Raw genomic sequence first — 15,298 nt, forward strand, 5'->3', positions numbered from 1 at the left:
GGGACTGCTGGCGACGATCGATCAGCACGCGGCGGTGGTACGCGACGAGCTGGGTGAGGGGGTCACCGAGGCGCGGGCGCTGGCCGAGTACGCCCGGCAGGTGCACGCCGCGGCGATGGCTGCGGGGCACCGGATGCCGGGCCCGGGCCGCGTGGACTGGGCAAACGCTCCGGCGTACCTGCTGCGCCTGGTGGCGGTGTGCGCACTGGCCGGCACCGCCGACCGCCTTTGACGTGATCTCCGCCCGGTGAGGGCTGATCGGGGCGGCTTCAGCCCGCCGCAACCACCCGATCCTTCTCGACTTCGACCGCCCGTGGCACCACCTTCGGCACAACCCGACGAACGGTCGCCAGTACACACGCGAACACGAGGCCGGCTGTGCCGGCGATGCCCATCGCGCCACCGGCATAGGCCGTCAGCAGCCGGAGCCGGCTCAACTCGTCGGGCGGGGTCGACAACACCTGATCGGTCAGCTTCAGCGCGATCCCGGCGCCAGCCAGCAGCACAAGTCCAGCAATCGTGAGCACGCGCACCGCGATCCGGTGAGACCGGCCGTAGTCGACACCGCCGTGCCGGCGTTGCGCTATGACGATGAACAGCCCGGCGGCGCAGGCCCAAACGCCGACGACGAGCAGTGCGGCTACCGCGTCGCTGGGCCGGTGCCAGCCGGCTGAGAGGGTCGCGACCCCTGCGATCGCGGCGAAGAGGGCGCCCAGCACGCCGCCGACTCCACGCAGGCGCGGTGGCAGTACCAGCATGAACGCGACGGCGACTGACGCGGCGATGGTGGTGTGCCCGCTGGGCAGGCTGTTGCCGGCCGCCGCCCGTTCCAGATCGACGCCCAGTTCAGGTCGGTTGACGAGCAGCTTGAGGATCTGGGTCGTCGCGTTGGCGCCGACGATGAGAAGAACCGCTCCGAACGCGACTGCGAGACGGCGCCGGATCAGTGCGATGAAGCCTACGACCGCGGTGGCGATCACCAACGACAGGACGGAGATGGCGTTGAGGATGGTGTCGACGGGTCCCTCCACTTGGGACTGCCCGATCCTGTTGCCGGTCAAGGCGACCAAGTCCAGCTGTTGTCCGTGTCTGGACTGTACGAAGAACTGACAGACCGCTATGAAGCCGGCCACCTCAGCAGCCGCGAGCACGACCAACCACATAGCCAGACCGAACGGCCATCTACGCATGTGCATGACATCTCCGATTACCGGTTCTTCCAAACGAAACAGCCGTAGGCGTCGTAAGTGGACCGTGTTTACCGAGGTCGGGCCGTGCGCGGTGGTTGAAGCGATGGCCCATCAGGTCTGGGTCACTGTTTGAGCCATCCCATGAACCGTTGGTACAGAGCGCTGGCTGATTCGGCATGCAAGTCCTGCGCGGCGTCGATGAAGTACCCACCCATCAGCAACGTCAGCGATACCGGCGTGCTGTCGAAGCTGGCAAGCAGTTGCCCCCGCCGGGTCTGGCAGGGCCACGGAGCGCTGCAACCCGTACACGTCCAACTCGGCCGTAGAGGTGAGTGGAGGTTCACGCCGGCCAGTGACCCGGCGCGTCCGTAATGAGCGCTTGCAGCACGCCGCAGGGCCATCGCTCTCCGCACCCGCACATCCGGCGCAACTTCTTCCATGACCACCTCCGCTGGTGCTTGTTGCGGATCGCCGTCCGGTACCCCGAGATGTACGGGCGTGGCATCGCAAGACCTCCTGGACGGCTACCGATGGATAGCGCAGCGACCAATGTCCGGCGGGTGACCCGGCGAGGAGGCGGCTCAGTGGCACGGCTCCCCGCCGGGCGCTTGCACTTGGAGCAATCCCCATTAGGGCGAACCTCGACCGCTGCCACGCAGGAAGAGGCTCGCTCGCCAACTTAAACGTGACACTAGGAAGAGTCAACGCGAACGGTACGTGGAACTTGAGTGCTTAACCGCGCAGGTGATCAGATGGGGTTGCCACGCAGGAAGAGGACGACTCCATGCCGATCACGCCTGACTATGTACGCATCGCCGACGAATTAGAGGAGTCCATCAGGTCAGGGAAGCGGACTCCTCACTCCAAGCTGCCGTCCCTGTCGGAGCTGCAGAAGATGTTCAACGTCGGTAGCACCACCATCCAGCTGGTGATGGTACGGCTGGAAGCGCGACAGCTGATCTACCGGCACCAGGGCAAGGGGATCTTCGTTTCCGAGTCGGAAGACTGGGTGATCTATCCGAGCTAGGCAACGCGGATGGCTTCGAGGCGAAGTTGCCGCCTTGCTTATTTATGCAAGCGCGGCAGTATTGTGGGGCCGGCTCGGCAAGCTAATGACTCGGCGGTCTCCGGGCGGGACGAGCTAGGTGGCTTAGTGATGGTAGGGGACACGTCCCTGCCGTCCGCGACGCCGGACTACATGCGCATTTCCGACATGGTTGGTGATGTCGCCAGTTCACTCCTTTGGCTGGAGTCTCAGTCGCGTCAGTGGCCGCCGCCGATCACCTCGGGCACGCTGGGTCCGATGGACAGGGGTATGGCGACGATGCTGGCCTTGTTGGGCATGATCGTCGGGTTTTTCACCGGTCGGGCCTACCAAGCGGCGCAGCGCGCCCGCGCGGACTGGAAGAGGACCAGGGCGACCATTCCGCTGCTACGCCGGACGTTCCTGAACCTGTTTGGCTCGGCCGCCGGCTGGATCCTGATCGTCGGAGTTGTCGCCGCCGCACTGATTGGCTGGACCGTCAGCGGAGCCACCGCCCACCACGCGCCGAAACCGGCGGCCACGGTTCAGTCGACGCGCTGACCGGGCTAGTCCGCCCGGTTCAGCGGACCCCATTCCTGGGAGCCCTGTTCCTGTACGGCCTTGTCGCTCTGCCGTAGGGCCTCCTCGGAGACCCACGCTACCGGCCGGTGGCAGATCACCAGCGGTTCGTTGTCGGGGCCACGGCCGCACTGCTCGCCGACCAGCACCCACGGGCGTACACCCGGTCCGCGGAGCTTGCGCAGGTGGCTGTAGTCGTAGAGGCGGCGGGCAACCCACAGGCGGGTGGAACGATCGCCCCACCACGGCTCCACGCGTAACGGGTTGGCCGACAGGCCGGGCAGCTTGATGCCGGTCAGGGAATCCCGACTGGACTGCTCGGGCTTGTGGTCGCCCGGGGACAGGTCGACGTCCGGCCCGCGCGACCACCGGACGTACAGCTCCTCGTCATCGCTTCGATCCAGCAGGGCGGCGAGTTCGCCCAGATCGTCGATGGTCGGCATCTCTGCCTGGGGACGTGCTTCTTCCACCAGGTCCAGCTTGCCCCATTCGGGCGGGGGTTAATCGTTGAAGGCCCGCTGGTCACGCCGTAGCGGATGGTCGGCGGGCACCTCGATCAGGACGATCTGTACCCCGTCGGGGTCCTCGATCCACATCTCGATGAGTCCCCACGGCTCCAACTGTGGCGGGCGCATCACCGTCACGCCTGCCGCGCGGAGGCGCTCATGTTCGGCGTGGACGTCGCGTACCTGAAGCGCGACTCGCAGCATGTCTCCGGTTTGACCGCTGGACTGCCCGGACACCTCGAGGAGCCCCTGGCCGAGGAAGAACACCAGACCGGGGCTTTCCGGCGGCCCGAACTCCCGGTAGATCGCCAGGCCCAGGGTGTCGCGGTAGAAGCGCTGCGAGCGTCGCGGATCGGACGGACGGAGGAGGACCCGGCTGCTGAGTACTTCCATGCCGGAATCCTGCCTGGCGTGCCCGCCGGCCGCCGGCCAAGTGGCTCAGCTGGCGGTTGCTTGAGATGCTGAAGAAGGGCGCGGGCCACCAACTCGGGCGCTCTGGGGTGAGTCATGGCTGACCAGGTTGCAAGACGAAACACGGTGTGGCCGATCCTGGGCCCCTCGCTGGTTGCGGCGATCGGTGGCTTTCTCTTCGGGTACGACACGGGCGTCATCTCCGCCGCACTGCTGTACCTGGGGCCCGCCTTTCACCTGTCCGACCCGCTCAAGCAGGTCGTGGTCGCGTCCCTCCTGCTCGGCGCGATCGCCGGCGTGCTCGTCGCCGGTCCGCTCGTGGACCGGTTCGGCCGCCGGCGCATGCTGATGGTCGCGGCGGCCGTGTTCGCCGCGGGGGCGCTGACCGCCGGATTCGCCACGCATGTCAGCGTCCTGATCGCGGCCCGCTTCGTCCTCGGTGTCGCCATCGGGACGGCGTCCCTGGTGGTGCCGACCTACATCGCGGAGATGGCGCCAAGGGCGATCCGTGGTCGCCTCGTCTCCCTGCAACAGCTGATGATCACAGTCGGGATCTTCATCTCGTACCTGGTCGGCTACGCCTTTGCGCCAAGCGGGGGTTGGCGGTGGATGCTCGGCCTGGCCGTGGTGCCGGCCGTGGTGATGCTCGCCGGCCTGGTGGGCCTGTCCGAGAGCCCGCGCTGGCTGCTGACCCGAGGCCGGGAGGCGGAGGCGCGCGCGGTGATGCTCCGGACCCGGTCGCCGCGAGAGGCCGAGGAGGAGATCGCCGAGATCAGACGCATGACCGAGGTGGAGCGCCGGCTGACGTTCCGCGATCTTCTCACGCCTCAGCTGCGGCCGGCGATTCTCCTCGGCGTGGCGATCGCCGCGACCAACCAACTCGTCGGCGTCAACGCGATCATCTACTACACGCCGACGCTGCTCACCCGGTCCGGATTCGGGCCCGCTGCGGCGATCCTGTCGACCGTCGGCATCGGTCTCGTCAACATGATCGTGACGATCATGGCCTTGTTGCTGGTCGACCGGATCGGCCGGCGACCGTTGCTGCTTATCGGCACCGTGGTGCTCGTACTGGATCTGATCTTCCTCGGCGCCCTCTACCTGTTGCCGGCGCAGGCGGGGGCGGTCCGGTGGTTCCTGGTCGGCGCCCTGTGCGTGTACATCGCCGCCTTCGCCGCGAGTCTCGGACTCGGCATCTGGCTGATCAACAGCGAGATCTTCCCGACCGAGGTTCGCGGCAAGGCCGCCGGGTTCGGCACGGTGACGCACTGGGGGCTCGACTTCCTGATCTCCCTCACTGTGCTCACCACGATCAGCATGCTGACCGCGACCGGGCTGTTCTGGATGTACGCGGTCTTCGGCATCCTCGGCTTCATCTACCTGTACCGGCGCCTACCCGAGACCAAGGGGCGCAGCCTCGAGGACATCGAGGGCACCTTGCGCGCTCGCGGCGAGGTTCGGCGGCCGCCCCGGCCGCGCGTAGCCTGATCGGCCCCGGTCAGCGCCTCACGCCGCCGCGATGTCGCGTACGCCGGTGAGGTGCTCCATGTGCAGGTGGCACAGCAGTTGGTCACCTTGCGCGTTGAGTTCGCCGTACTCGTGCGCCTTGCCTGCCGGCACATACCGTTCGGCGATCCTGGTCGTCCAGGCGACCATGTCGGCGGGGCGCTCGACGACCTCGACCGGGCCGCGTACGAGTACGAAGCTGTACGGGAACTGCTCCTCGTCGACGGTGAGCGCGGCGCGGGGGTTGGCGCGCAGGTGGCGGCCTTTGATCGAATCCCGGCCGGTCGTGAACACGAGCGCCTGCTCGACGAGGACGAACCAGATCGGTGCTACGTGTGGCTCCGCGGACGGGGACGCGGTCGCGAGCTTGCCGGTACGGGTGCCCTCGGCGAGGAATCCGATCGCCTCGAATCTGGTCATGGTTGCCACGCTCACAGCCTGCCGCAGAACCCGGTGGTACGCAGCGCAGAGCGGACGGTCGACGAGGTGGCCCGCCGCATCATCCTCATTGGATAGCAGTTCGGATCAGTAATCCCTAGCTAACGCAGGGTTGCGGAGAGATCGGATGTTCGGTGGATGTCGATCTCCGCTGATCGTAGGGAGTTTGATCGATGTGGGTGATATGCGCCCATTCATCCCGATCGATTCCGTTGCGGTTCCAGGGCGGTCTTGGCAAGTTCCATTTCACCTCGACCCCCTCTATAAGGACATTGAATGATGCATCGTGGGCTCGCCCGCCTTGCCGTAGCCACTGGCGCGGTTCTGGCCGGCGCGATCATCGCTGCCACCCCGGCTGCAGCGACGGTAGACGTTCCCTTCCCCGGTATCGCGGTCCTGGACCCGGTTCCCGTGAAGGCGAAGGACTTCGGGACCAAGGGCTGCGACGGCATCCCCGGTGGCGCCAAGGAGCGCACGGACGGCTGGGTGTTCAGCAAGCCCGAGGGCGAGACGGAGTTTTACGGATACGCCTTCCTCATGACCGGCAGCAGTCACGAGACGGTCGTGCTGGGGGTCGATGGAGACGGCGCGGTTGGCCTCACGATCGACCCCGCGGTGTTCCGGGGCCTCCGGGCCGGCGCGCTGAACCGCGACAAGGTGAAGTCGCTGGCGAAGGCGACCGAAGAGGACGACGGCACGGTCGCCCCTCCTGCGGGCGTGCAGGGTGGCCTCACCAAGGGCGGTGAGGGATGGCTGCAGACGCCCGAAGGCTGGCAGATAGAGGCGGGCATGCTGCTGTCCGTTCCGGCTGTCCAGGATTCCACGCCGCCCGCAGACGAGACCGAGGGCTCCGCCGCGACCGTGCGGACGCTGCCGACTCCCGAGTTCCCGACGTTCTCGCTGTTGCGCGTCTGCTTGCCGAAGGCAGAGGCACCGGCGAGCGCCGCCCCGGCGAGCCCTGCCCCGGCGAGCCCCGCCCCGGCGCCCGGTACGGGCGGCGGCAACGGTGCGTCCCTGCCCGTGACCGGCACCAACGCCGTCGTGCTGACCGGCGCGGGTGTGCTGCTGGTCGCCGTCGGTGCGGGGCTGTTCCTGATGCGCCGCCGCCGCGCCACGAAGTTCGTCGCCTGACGATCACCGTGTTCGTCATCTGACGCTCACCGCAGGAACCGGCCGGGTCACGTCCTCGTGACCCGGCCGGTGGTGTTTCACCCCGCTGACAGTTCGGCGAGCGTGTGCGGCACCTCGTCGAGGATCTCGCGCGCGAGGAAGCCGATCCGGCCGAACCGCGGGGCCAACCGCTGGCCACTCCCCGCATGGGCGTACGCGGCCCAGCAGGCGGCCTGCGCCGGGTCGGCGCCGCGCGACAGCAGGCCGGCCACGATCCCGGCGCGTACGTCGCCGCTGCCCGAGGTGCCCAGGCCGGCGTCGCCGCTCTCCTCGCGCCAGGTCCGTCCGTCCGGGGCGGCGATGTGACCGAACAGCGAGACGACGGCCCCGTACCGGTCGGCCAGGGTGGCGGCGGCCTCGCTGAGATCGTCGCCCGGTTCGCGGCCGAGCAGGAACTTCGCCTCGACGAGGTTGGGCGTCAGGACGACCGGCTGTTTGCGCCCGGACAGCAGGTCACGGTCGTGGCTGAGCGCGCCCAGCGCGTACGCGTCGAGGACCAGCGCGGTTTCCGGGCCGGCCGCGTCGAGCACCTGGCGCAGCAGCGCGCGGGTCTCGTCGATGTTGTCCAGGCCCGGCCCGACGGCGATAGCCTGCGCCTGCTCGGCGAGGTCGGCGAGGCGCTCCGGCGGCTTGCCGGCGACTGACCCTTCCGCCGTCTCCGGCAGGCCGACCACGAACGCCTCGGGGACCTGGATGCTCAGCGCCGCCGCGGTCGACTCGGCCGCCGCGAGTTGGAGCACGCCGGCGCCGGAGCGCAGGGCGGCGACGCCGGCGAGCAGTACCGCGCCGGGATTGAAGCGGGAGCCACCGATGACGAGAACGGTGCCCCGGCTGGCCTTGTCGCCCTCGGGTACGGGCAGCGGCCACTCCCGCAGCAGCCGCGGCGTGATCACCACGGGCTCAGACCGGTTCGGCATGGACCTCCTCCTCCTGGGTCGGCGTCGCACCTTCACGGCGCAGGTGATCGACCCGGTTGAAGTCGGCGAGGGAGAGGGTGCCGTCCGCTCCGCGCCGCCAACTGGTGATCGAGCAGTTGCTGATCGTGTTGTCGCGGGCGACCTCGTTCAACCCGGCCTCGGTCAGGTTCTCCAGGAGATAGCGGAGCAGGAAGACCACGGCCTCGTGCCCGATGAGCAGTACCCGGCCGTCTTCGTGGTCGCGGCGCAGGTCACCGAGCAGGCTGCGCAGGCGCAGGGCCATGTCGGCCCAGGATTCGCCGCCCGGCGGCCGGTAGTAGAACTTGCCCAGCCGCTGCCGGCGTACGGCTTCCGTGGGCAGCCGGGTCTGTACCCCGTGCGTGGTGAGCAGGTCGAGGATCCCCAGCTCCCGGTCGCGTAACCGCTCGTCGCGCAGGAGGGGAATGTCCAGGCCGTCGAGGGCCAGCTCGGCGGTCTGCATGGTCCTCAGGTACGGGGAGGCGACCGCCACCTCGGGCCGCTGCCCGGCGGGCTGGTCGGCGAGCCAATGGCGTACGGCGGCCGCCTGTTCGCGCCCGGTGGGTGACAGCGGGACATCCGCGTCGCGTTCCGGGATGTCGATCAGCTCCACTCCGTCGTTCTCGGCCTGCGCGGCGGCGACGTTGCCGGTGCTCTCGCCGTGCCGGACGATGCCGAGCCATTCCAGTTCCGCCATGCGCGCACCGGTACCCGCGCCAACGCTTCCGGTAAACCGCCTACCGGCCGGGACTGCCTCCGCCCGGCCGGCTGGCAGCGCGCCGACGCTGCTGGAGTACCTGGCGTTCCGGGTCGACCCGGCTGATCAGCGTCTGGCTAGGCGTACTGCCTCGGCGCTGGCGGCGTCGCCACGCGCTTCCAGCCCCGCGATGACCCCGTCGATGTCCGCAGCGGGGCGGTTCTGGCTGAGCTTCAGCTTGGCCTCGATGCGGCTGATGACCACCTCTACGCCGACGATCGCGCGTAGCTGCCCCGCGATGAACGCCGGCGGTGCGTCGTCCACCGACCACGGCTGCGGGCTGGCCGCCTCGTGCCGGTCGGTCAACCGCCGGACCAGCGCGTCGAGCCAGGCGGGGTCGTCGTGGACGACCAGCCGGCCGTACACGTGAGCCGTCACGTAGTTCCAGGTGGGTACGACCCGGCCGTGCTCGGCCTTTGACGCGTACCACGACGGCGTCACGTACGCGTCGGGCCCGCGCACGATGACCATCGCCTCCCCGAGTACCGGCTGCCGCCACTGCTCGTTGTTGCGGGCGAGGTGTCCGAGTAGCGCTCCGTGCTCTCCCGCCTGCGGGTCGTACACGAACGGGAGCAGCGTCGCGAGCAGCCCCTGCGGCGTTGCCGTGATCAGGTCGGCCGCGCCGTGGTTGGCGAGGAGTTCGTGGACGGCGGCATCGTCGGCGGCAAAATGCGCTGGGACGTACATGCGACACCTCGCTGCGGTCTTCGCCCTGGACAGGGCGTTCGGACGCGGATAGCAGAAGTATGCGGCCCGCGCGGGTGACGGTGATCTAGGGGCAGCGGACGTCGGTCAGCGTCGATATGATCCTACCGCCGCTCCGGCTGCCGGTGCGGCTTGACACAGCGCCATAGCGTGCAGGCACCGTTCGGGGGCGGTCCCAGGGCAAGCTTTCCCGGCCTACCGCCCGTCTTCATAGAAGTTCGTGGACCAGCCAAGCAAGCCATGGGGGTTACGGGTGCACAGGCAACTATTGCTCCGCGCGGCTGTGCTCGCGGTGGTCGCGACCACGGCAGCCGCGTGTGGCTCCTCGGGACCGCAGGCGACCAACCCTGAACTTGCCGCGCGTGGCACGGCCATGACCACGGCCAAGCCCACCCGCCAGGATCTGGCGAACCGGGTGAGCCTCTCGGGCACGGTCACGACGAACCCGGTCATCGGCCTGGCGGCGCCCGTCGCCGGGCAGGTCCGATACCTCACGGTCGGGCCGGTGCAGGGCACCCCGACCAAGCCGACCAGGGTGGCGACCGTCTGGGCCAACAACAAGCCGACGCACGTGGAGGTCCCGGCGGGCGCGATCTTCACGGGGAGGTTGGTCGACGACCGGTCCACGGTCCCCGTCGGGATGCCGGTCGCGTCGGCGAAGCTCACGGGGTACGGCATCGTCGCCGACATCGACGCGGCCCAGGCGTACAAGATCTCGGACTCCCTCACCTCGGTACAGGCACAGATCAAGAACGGCCCTGGCCCGTTCGCCTGCACGGTGCTCGGCACCATCGCGGCCCTGCCCGCCGGGACCATCCCCGATCCGCCCGCACCCCAGCCGGGTGGGGCGAAGAACCAGCAGCCCGGCAAGCAGGCCCCGGCCCCGATCGACACCGCTGCGCCGGTGGACCGCGGTGGCGGCGGGGCCGCGTCCGAGCCCACGGGCATGCGACTGGTGTGCACCGCCCCTGCCGACGTCAAGCTCATCAACGGCGCCGCCGCGACCATCGAGGTCGTGACCGACAAGGCCGCGAACGTACTTGTGCTGCCGGTCGAGGCCGTCGCGGGTGGTCAGGGCAAGGGCAAGGTCGATGTCGTCCGGGCGGACAAGACCCGGGAGATCAGAGACGTGGTGCTGGGGCTGACCGACGGGAAGGTCGTGGAGATCAAGTCCGGCCTGACCGGGGACGAGACGGTCGCGGTGCCCGGCCCGAACCTTCCGCCGGCCAAGGCGGACGCCAACGGGTCGCCGGAGGGGCCGAAGTGACGCCCCTGATCCAGCTCAATGGCGTCACCAAGACGCTCAAGGGCCAGGGTGCGCCGCGGGACATCCTGTCCGGAGTGGACCTGACCGTCCACGGCGGGGAAAGCGTCGCGATACTGGGCCGCTCGGGCTCCGGAAAAAGTACGCTGCTCAGCCTGATCGGTCTGTTCGACCGGCCGGACGGCGGCCAGTACCTGCTGGGCCACCGCGACATCACCCGGCTGCCGGAACGCAAGGCGGCCGCCCTGCGAAGCGCCGAGTTCGGCTTCGTCTTCCAACGCTTCTTCCTCCTCAAACACCTCACGGCGGCACAGAACGTCGCGATGGCGCTCGTCAACGGCCAGGGTTGGCTCCCGCGCCGCAAGCGCAGAGCGAAGGTGATGGCGGCGCTGGAGCAGGTCGGTATCGCCCACCTGGCGAAGCAGCGACCGCCGCGGATGTCCGGTGGGGAGCAGCAGCGCGTCGCCATCGCGCGGGCTCTGGTACGCGAACCGCGTGTGCTGCTGGCCGACGAGCCGACCGGCGCTCTCGACACGGAGACCGGCAGGCTCGTCATCGGCGCGCTGCACGCCGCCACCGAGCGGGGGTGCGGCCTGATCCTGGTCACCCACGACCGTGAGCACGCCGACCGAATGGGGCGCGTCCTGCAGTTGGACAACGGGGTCCTGGCCCCGGCCACGGAGAGGGTCGGCGTGTGATTCGGCTGTCCGGGCGGTTTCGTTCGTCTCTGATCATCGGCGGGCAGGGGATCCGGGCCCGAAAGCTGCGCACCTTCCTGTCGATGGTGAGCCTGTTCCTGGGCGTGATGGCTGTCGTGGTGGTGCAGGCGGGCGCCTCCATCGCCGAGCGTGCCCTGCTGTCCGAATCCGAGTTGAGAGAGGGCAAGGACGGCACCGTCCAGATGTACGTGGCATCCCATGCCAAGGCGGTACCGGTCACGCTGGAGACGCTGCGGGGCAGGTCGGATGCGGTCGCTACCTTCGGTACCCAGGCGATCATCGGCGAGCCCGGGGTGACTCCGGTCAACCCCGGTGGAGCATCGTTCGACGGACCGGGCGGGTACAGCCCGTACGTGACGTGCGACGAGAGCGGCTGCCACAACGTCGACGCACCGACCGCCGGGCAGCCGCCGGGCAAGGCGATCGAGCTGCAGTTGACCGCGCTGACCGGCGACGTCCGAAAGATCCGGCCCTACCGGCTGGAGTCGGGCCGGTGGCTCGACTTCTCGTCGGCACCATCACTGTCTCCCGGAATTGTGATCAATCGCGAGGCGGCCAAGGGCTTCGCGCGGCACCGCGTACCGGCGGAGATGCGTATCGACGGCGCCGTCGCGAACTCGACCCCGCGGATCATCGGGGTGGTCGATGACGGCGGGTTCCAGCCGGCGGCGTACGTCCGCGCGGATGAACTGCTGACCTGGCTTCCGGAAACGGCACTGGTCAGCGGCCGGGGCCAGGGGGTGCAGGTGCTGATGGCGCCGTCGGCGACCGGCCTCGAGCAGACGCTGCGGGCCCGGCTGCTGGCTGCCGGTATGCCGGCCGGTCAGGTCAACACCAACCGAGTCGACGCACGCGAGCATGCGAAGACGCAGCTGGCCATCATGCGATGGATCTTCCTGGGCATGGCGAGTCTGGTGCTGCTGATCGGTGTCGCGGGCATCCTCAACGTGGGGCTCGCCACCGTCGGTGAACGCATCGAGGAGTTCGCGCTCCGCCGTGCCGTGGGCACGCCACGGTCGTTGCTGGCCGGAATCGTGCTCGCCGAGACTCTCCTGACCGGCCTGTTCACCGCCGCGGCCGCGATCGGCGTCGGGGCGGCCGGCCTGCACCTGGTCAGTACGCTGGTCGGAGACCGGGAGCCGTTTCTGCAGAATGTCGAGTTCCCGTGGCAGGCCGGGGTCGCCGGCGTCATCGCCGGCCTGGTGGCCGGCCTGTTGGGTGGCCTTATCCCGGCGCTCCGGGCCGCCCGCATCCCGATCGCCACGGTGATGCGCGCCTGACCGACCAGAGGGTATGTCTCGGTTACTCAGGGTAGCGGGCCGCTATGACCGAGGGAAAGTTCATACCGGGTAATCAGAGCGCCAACACTCCTGACCTGAGCGAGACGGAGCTGCGCGCCATGAAGATGCCGGAGTTGATCGAACTGGCGCATCAGGAGCGCATACCGGATGTCGACGACATGCGTAGGGACGACCTGATCAGGGCGATCAGCGCCGTGCACCGCCAGCGCCGCGAGCAGTCCGCTGGTGCCGGCGGGCAGCAGCAGTCGGCCGGGCAGCAGTCGGGTAGCTCAGGTCAGCAGCAGTCGGGTAGCTCAGGTCAGCAGCAGTCCGGCAGCGCCGGGCAGCAGCAGCCTGAGGGTGGCGGCCAGGGGCAGGGCCGCGACAGCGGCCAGCCGGCCGAGGGCAAGTTCATACCGGGTAATCAGAGCCCCGCCACCCCAGACCTGAGCGAGACCGAGCTGCGCGGCATGCAGATGCCGGAACTGCGCGAGCGGGCGCGTCAAGAAGGCATCGAGGGCGCCGACGAGATGCGCCGGGACGAACTGATCAGCGCTATCAGCGCCCGGCACCGCGAGCGGCAGTTGCATCCGCAGCGATAGCGGCGCGGCCGCCGATCGATCCGAACGGCCATATCCGGGACAGCGGAGTCCGCCGGCCCGGCTGGATGTACGAGTCCCCCGTCGGTCGTCCGTCCGTAGAGAATTAGCAATGCTGATTTGTTTGAGTCACAGATCTCGTTGGCCTGGCCGTCCGGTAACTCGGACGTTAAACCGTTAAACAGGCAACAGGCCGTTACCGCATATGTGCCGGCCGCTTGGACAAAGATTGATGCCATGACGGTGGCCAGGTTCAAAGATCTGTGCATGGACGCGGTAGACGCGCTCTCCCAGGCACGCTTCTGGGCATCAGTGCTCGGCGCTTCGCCTGTCGACCGTGGTGACGGCTCGGCCCGCCTCGCCCCGGTGCCCGGTCGTAGCTCCGGAGAGGTGGTCTGGATCGACCCGGTGCCGGAGCCTCGCACCGTCAAGACGCGGGTTCATCTCGATCTCCGGCTGGCCGAGGCCGGCCCGGCGATCATTCTGCGGGCGGGCGCCACCGTCGTGCGAGAGCCGGGCGACAATCCGTGGTGGGTGCTCGCCGATCCGGAGGGCAATGAGTTCTGCGTGTTCCCGCCCAAGTCCGAGGATGCCCCGCCGCCGGGAGTGTTTGAGCTGGTGGTGGAGTGCCGCGATGCGTGGGCGCAGGCCAGCTGGTGGGCCGAGATCACCGGCGGCAACGCGAAGCGCTCCGATGAGGGAGCGTTCGCCTGGGTTGAGGAAGCGGCCGGGTTCCCGTGGCAGTACTGGGTCTTCGCGGAGGTCCCGGAGCCGAAGGTGGTCAAGAACCGGATGCACTGGGACGTCGATCTGATCGGTCCTGGGCCGGAAGCGCTCGTGGCGGCCGGGGCGGTCGTGCTGCGCGAGCGGGGCGGTGACATCCGCTGGTGGGTGCTCGCCGACCCGGAGGGTAACGAGTTCTGCGCCTTTCCTCCCGGTGAATGATCCAAGCGGGGTCGGCGACTGACTCCCCATCCCGGCGACATTGTCGCGCTACGTGCAGGGCACTGTGGCGCGCTTCACCTATACGTGCAGGCCGGTTGCATATTCGCGCGGCCATTCGATGTACCAGGCAAAGGGTTTGTCGAGGGGTTGCAAATGATTGCTTACGGTGTCGGGTTCATGGGCTCAACGTGACCGAATTTGCAGCTAGGGGCGCGTGCAGGTCATCGCGAGGGCTCGTTATCGAAACGTAATGTGCCTTTTCCTCGACTACTTGTGGTAGTGCTCACAGTGTCGTTTCGATATGAAATGTCGCGGGAATACAATTCTGTGATTGCGCCCACATCGCTATCTTGGTAACTCTTAGTATTGATCGGTCGCGATCATTGTTACTGGCGAGTAGCACGGGGTTGTACGAGACGGTCGGCCACGGCAACATCACTCGCACGCCACTCCCAGCCGACGTCGGTCCGTGCGGCCGGTCTGGCGCCGACATGTGCTTCACGCATTTCGTCACCAGCGATGCCCCCTAAGTCGCATCCCCCCGCGACAGCGCTGGTGACACCACTCGCGAGGAGGAACTCCGTGAAGGATTCGCAAGGCGGCCCGGTGCAGGGTCGGATCAGATGGCGGCGGTTTGCCGCAGTGGTGCTGCCGGCAGCGGTGGCCACAGCCGCGATCATGACTGGGATGGCCAACGGCGCGGTCCCCGCCCAGTTCGCCGTCTCGGGTGAGGAATTCAAGGTCAAGGCCTCGAAGCTCGTGGGCACCGACTTCACCCAGTACGGCGGGCTCGCCTCGCCGAAGGGCGCCAGGTTCAACGACCAGAACGACCCCAGGAACAAACCGGTCGCCGTGTCCTACATCGGGAGCGCCAAGCTGTACGACCTGTGCCAGTCCGTCCGGACGCCCGGCGCGCCGGTCAGTCTGGTCATCAACGCGGGCGGGGGCGGCAACCCGGCCCTAGCCGAGGGCCTGCTGATCGACATGACCGATCTGAAGGGCAACGCGACCTTCACGAACATCAACATCGGTCAGGACGCGTCGACCCTCAACAACAGCGAGCGGAGGGCGAACGGTGCGCCGGCCCACTTCGGCCAGAAGGCCGACGGGGTCGTGATCGACAACCTCGAGCAGACCGCCCTGTCCACGGCGGCGGGCAGCTTCACGCTCACCGGGCTGCACCTCCGTCTGGACATCGGCCGCAATCCCTTCGAGTGCTTCTGACGTACGGCACGAGGCCCGCGGCACCCGCTGTCCGCGGGCCTCGCTC

18 protein-coding genes are annotated in these 15,298 nt (G+C 68.4%); 11 read left to right on the forward strand and 7 right to left on the reverse strand.

Annotation, left to right across the window (positions count from 1 at the left end; translation table 11 throughout):
• A partial coding sequence (locus tag HC028_RS20090; protein WP_240940312.1) for a DUF6401 family natural product biosynthesis protein occupies positions 1–232 on the forward strand: 232 nt, incomplete at its 5' end.
• A 37-nt stretch (positions 233–269) separates the two neighbouring features.
• On the opposite strand, the gene HC028_RS20095 is transcribed toward HC028_RS20090, so the two are convergent.
• Positions 270–1,196, reverse strand: coding sequence for a phosphatase PAP2 family protein (locus HC028_RS20095; RefSeq protein ID WP_203981570.1), 927 nt, complete (start codon positions 1,194–1,196; stop codon positions 270–272).
• Between the two features lie 778 nt (positions 1,197–1,974).
• Between HC028_RS20095 and HC028_RS20100 the strand changes: the two genes are divergently transcribed.
• Positions 1,975–2,217, forward strand: a complete 243-nt coding sequence (locus tag HC028_RS20100) for a winged helix-turn-helix domain-containing protein (protein ID WP_168078933.1) — start codon at positions 1,975–1,977, stop codon at positions 2,215–2,217.
• Positions 2,218–2,388: 171 nt separating this feature from the next.
• Positions 2,389–2,775, forward strand: coding sequence for a hypothetical protein (locus tag HC028_RS20105; protein ID WP_168078934.1), 387 nt, complete (start codon positions 2,389–2,391; stop codon positions 2,773–2,775).
• Positions 2,776–2,780: 5 nt separating this feature from the next.
• Here the strand turns inward: HC028_RS20105 and HC028_RS20110 are convergent, their stop codons facing one another.
• Entirely contained in the window at positions 2,781–3,263 is a 483-nt protein-coding gene (locus HC028_RS20110) for a DUF6098 family protein (protein ID WP_203981571.1), read from the reverse strand.
• Between the two features lie 30 nt (positions 3,264–3,293).
• Positions 3,294–3,692: a VOC family protein gene (locus HC028_RS20115; protein ID WP_168078935.1), complete on the reverse strand. Its 399-nt coding sequence runs from the start codon at positions 3,690–3,692 to the stop codon at positions 3,294–3,296.
• Between the two features lie 114 nt (positions 3,693–3,806).
• On the opposite strand from HC028_RS20115, the gene HC028_RS20120 reads away from it, so the two are divergent.
• Positions 3,807–5,198, forward strand: a complete 1,392-nt coding sequence (locus tag HC028_RS20120; protein WP_168078936.1) for a sugar porter family MFS transporter — start codon at positions 3,807–3,809, stop codon at positions 5,196–5,198.
• A gap of 18 nt (positions 5,199–5,216) precedes the next feature.
• On the opposite strand, the gene HC028_RS20125 is transcribed toward HC028_RS20120, so the two are convergent.
• Positions 5,217–5,636, reverse strand: a complete 420-nt coding sequence (locus HC028_RS20125; protein WP_168078937.1) for a PPOX class F420-dependent oxidoreductase — start codon at positions 5,634–5,636, stop codon at positions 5,217–5,219.
• Positions 5,637–5,930: 294 nt separating this feature from the next.
• Here HC028_RS20125 and HC028_RS20130 point away from each other — a divergent pair, with 294 nt between their 5' ends.
• Positions 5,931–6,785, forward strand: coding sequence for an LPXTG cell wall anchor domain-containing protein (locus HC028_RS20130; protein ID WP_168078938.1), 855 nt, complete (start codon positions 5,931–5,933; stop codon positions 6,783–6,785).
• A gap of 77 nt (positions 6,786–6,862) precedes the next feature.
• Here the strand turns inward: HC028_RS20130 and HC028_RS20135 are convergent, their stop codons facing one another.
• From HC028_RS20135 to HC028_RS20145, 3 genes are all read right to left on the reverse strand, one after another.
• The gene (locus HC028_RS20135; protein WP_168078939.1) at positions 6,863–7,741 is read right to left on the reverse strand and encodes an NAD(P)H-hydrate dehydratase; all 879 of its coding nucleotides are present in this window, start codon (positions 7,739–7,741) and stop codon (positions 6,863–6,865) included.
• Positions 7,725–8,456, reverse strand: coding sequence for a histidine phosphatase family protein (locus HC028_RS20140; protein WP_168078940.1), 732 nt, complete (start codon positions 8,454–8,456; stop codon positions 7,725–7,727). The genes HC028_RS20135 and HC028_RS20140 overlap by 17 nt, the downstream gene beginning before the upstream one ends.
• Positions 8,457–8,582: 126 nt before the next feature.
• Positions 8,583–9,203: an FMN-binding negative transcriptional regulator gene (locus tag HC028_RS20145; RefSeq protein ID WP_168078941.1), complete on the reverse strand. Its 621-nt coding sequence runs from the start codon at positions 9,201–9,203 to the stop codon at positions 8,583–8,585.
• Positions 9,204–9,474: 271 nt separating this feature from the next.
• Between HC028_RS20145 and HC028_RS20150 the strand changes: the two genes are divergently transcribed.
• The 6 genes from HC028_RS20150 (at position 9,475) to HC028_RS20175 (ending at position 15,252) form a co-directional block, all read left to right on the forward strand.
• On the forward strand, positions 9,475–10,488 hold the full coding sequence (locus HC028_RS20150; protein WP_203981572.1) for an efflux RND transporter periplasmic adaptor subunit: 1,014 nt from the start codon (positions 9,475–9,477) through the stop codon (positions 10,486–10,488).
• A complete protein-coding gene (locus tag HC028_RS20155) occupies positions 10,485–11,183 on the forward strand; it encodes an ABC transporter ATP-binding protein (protein WP_168078942.1) in 699 nt (232 codons plus the stop codon). The genes HC028_RS20150 and HC028_RS20155 overlap by 4 nt, the downstream gene beginning before the upstream one ends.
• On the forward strand, positions 11,180–12,484 hold the full coding sequence (locus HC028_RS20160; RefSeq protein ID WP_168078943.1) for an ABC transporter permease: 1,305 nt from the start codon (positions 11,180–11,182) through the stop codon (positions 12,482–12,484). The genes HC028_RS20155 and HC028_RS20160 overlap by 4 nt, the downstream gene beginning before the upstream one ends.
• Before the next feature lie 44 nt (positions 12,485–12,528).
• Entirely contained in the window at positions 12,529–13,086 is a 558-nt protein-coding gene (locus HC028_RS20165) for a Rho termination factor N-terminal domain-containing protein (RefSeq protein WP_168078944.1), read from the forward strand.
• 264 nt (positions 13,087–13,350) lie between these two features.
• On the forward strand, positions 13,351–14,028 hold the full coding sequence (locus HC028_RS20170; RefSeq protein WP_168078945.1) for a VOC family protein: 678 nt from the start codon (positions 13,351–13,353) through the stop codon (positions 14,026–14,028).
• 582 nt (positions 14,029–14,610) lie between these two features.
• Positions 14,611–15,252, forward strand: a complete 642-nt coding sequence (locus HC028_RS20175; RefSeq protein WP_203981573.1) for a DUF6230 family protein — start codon at positions 14,611–14,613, stop codon at positions 15,250–15,252.
• Positions 15,253–15,298: the final 46 nt, after the last annotated feature.

This window comes from Planosporangium flavigriseum (genome assembly GCF_011947225.1).
In the GTDB taxonomy this organism is placed as follows: domain Bacteria; phylum Actinomycetota; class Actinomycetes; order Mycobacteriales; family Micromonosporaceae; genus Planosporangium; species Planosporangium flavigriseum.